The sequence below is a fragment of the Undibacterium sp. GrIS 1.2 genome, from assembly GCF_040544435.1.
Classification (GTDB): Bacteria; Pseudomonadota; Gammaproteobacteria; order Burkholderiales; family Burkholderiaceae_D; genus Undibacterium.
In genome coordinates this window covers 1-1,990 of sequence record NZ_JBEONP010000138.1, presented here as the reverse complement: position 1 = coordinate 1,990, position 1,990 = coordinate 1, and the positions used below count along the sequence as shown (strand labels likewise).

Here is a 1,990-nt window from a genome sequence, read left to right as displayed (position 1 = left end):
GCTAAGTCTTCTAACCATGCACCAATATTGCGGCAATTCAGATGCTGACAAATAGTATCGGCGATTGATTGTGTGTCGGTGTTTGTGTCGATACCGTGATCAATGACCTCTGTCATGGTTTGCCTCCTTTAATAGAACTACCTCCAATCGGTGGATTATCGGGATGATGGATACGCTCCCAAGTTGTACCGTCGAAGCGGGCGATGTCTTTGGAGCCGAATGACCATAGTTCATCATCGCAAGCATCAAGGCAATAAGTTAGTAATTCTGGTTCTAGCTTTGTTTCAACTATTGAAATTCCTTGACCGCTATAAATATAAAGGTGATCTATAGTGGATAAATAGATATTTTCTTTAAATTTAACAAGCGACCAAAAAGTACGATTATCGTCAACGCTGCTTACATCTACGAATCCGTCTTGCATATTTCCTTTCAAGACCGTTCCGTTATACCCACATATCCAAACTTCATTATCTTTGTAACAACGAACCCACTGTAAATGTTCCTTGCAATTGACTAAGATTTTTTTCCACATCTCTCCGTTGAAATGGTAAATCGCTCCGCTATCTCCGACGACATACAAATCGGAGTCGTTAAAGCCGTCAACGCAGTTTAGGATCGGGCTATCCAGAAAAGCCGACGTCCCAAGCTCAACTGCCATTGGGACTAATACACCTAAATCAAAATGCACCCAGCCCGACGACTCTCTTTTATATATTTGGCCACTTTGACCACAAACAAACAGTGTCTTCCCAATTTCCCTTATGTGGGAAACATACCCGTGAATACCACTGCGAACACCGGCATCATTGATTTTTTCACGTAAAAACTCATTTGACTTTCCGATTAAGATATCACCCTCTTTTGATAGAACACATAGCGCATCTAGTTCTTTTGAGTAACAAACAGATACCGCATCCCATCCATTAATATCCTTCTTTCCCCAAGTATCGTTTTTATAAAGAAAAATTCTTGTGAATTGGTCTTCATAATTAAGTTGATCGAGCTTTGACGAGATAAGAACGTACCCAGCTTGCTTAATGCAGCCAGCATTGAAATACACTTCATTTAATAACTCATCCACATTGTCCATTTTAGTTTCCTCTTAAAATCCTGAAATATCTGCAACTTTGGAACCTTGTCCCATTTTTATCGAATCTAGATTTCTAATTTGCCCAAACGGATCTGCTCGAAGCGAGACTGATGGGTCGAGTCCTTTAGACTGATGGTAGCTTCTCAATTGTTTTTCCAAGTCTTGAGGATCGCATCCAACGACTTTTCCTACGACCATTGCACCAGTTTTTTCGAGTTGCCCCAACTTAGCAGTTCCTTGAGGACTCCCTAACTTACCTAAAGCTTCTTCTAATGGATCAAACAAGGCGTGAATTTTTCCATGCTCCGCAAGCTTACTAAGTACATCTTTAATGTTTAATTTACTCTTATTTTTTACAGGTGTACCGTCTGAACCAGTGCTCTTAGTAGCCCCCTCCACACAAATACAAAGTCCATCCGCATGTTTAATACCACCCGGGTAATAAGCCCCATTATCTCCAGGCTGTTTAAAGCAATGATCTGGAACTACATGGTGAGGCGTGCCGCTTGGACATCCTTCTTTGTAAGGGCGTAGTTTGCATCGTCCGCCATCTTTTGAACTTCCAACAACCTTGACCCCATCACCGGGAGGCGACGCATCATTCTTTTTGTCACTTTTCTTGGCCTCTTTCTTCGCGTCTTTCTTCCCTTCCGCTAGCTCACTCTTGACCGCATTCTTCTCTGCATTGAGTTCTGCTTTCGCTGCACTGGTCTCGGCTTTGACGGCGTTGATTTCTCCTTTTACGCCTGGAATCAATTTGGTGATTTTATCGATCTTGCTCATCACCATGCGTTGTGCATACGCGCTTGCTAGCGCGACCATGTTGGGTAACTTGCCGCTGGTGGCAAATTCTGCTGACGCATCTAGTCCGCTGGCGGTAGATTCTACAATGCCACC

2 protein-coding genes are annotated in these 1,990 nt (G+C 42.9%); both read right to left on the bottom strand.

Annotated features, from left to right (window positions below):
• Window positions 1–112: 112 nt before the first annotated feature.
• The gene (locus tag AAKU61_RS22500; RefSeq protein WP_354335854.1) at window positions 113–1,093 is read right to left on the bottom strand and encodes a beta propeller repeat protein; all 981 of its coding nucleotides are present in this window, start codon (window positions 1,091–1,093) and stop codon (window positions 113–115) included.
• A gap of 12 nt (window positions 1,094–1,105) precedes the next feature.
• On the bottom strand, window positions 1,106–1,990 hold an 885-nt coding region (locus AAKU61_RS22495), incomplete at its 5' end, for an HNH/endonuclease VII fold toxin-2 domain-containing protein (RefSeq protein ID WP_354335852.1).

Excerpts from the sequence above, each read along its gene's own strand:
- AAKU61_RS22500 (WP_354335854.1), bottom strand. The coding sequence starts at position 1,093 with ATGGACAATGTGGATGAGTTATTAAATGAAGTGTATTTCAATGCTGGC.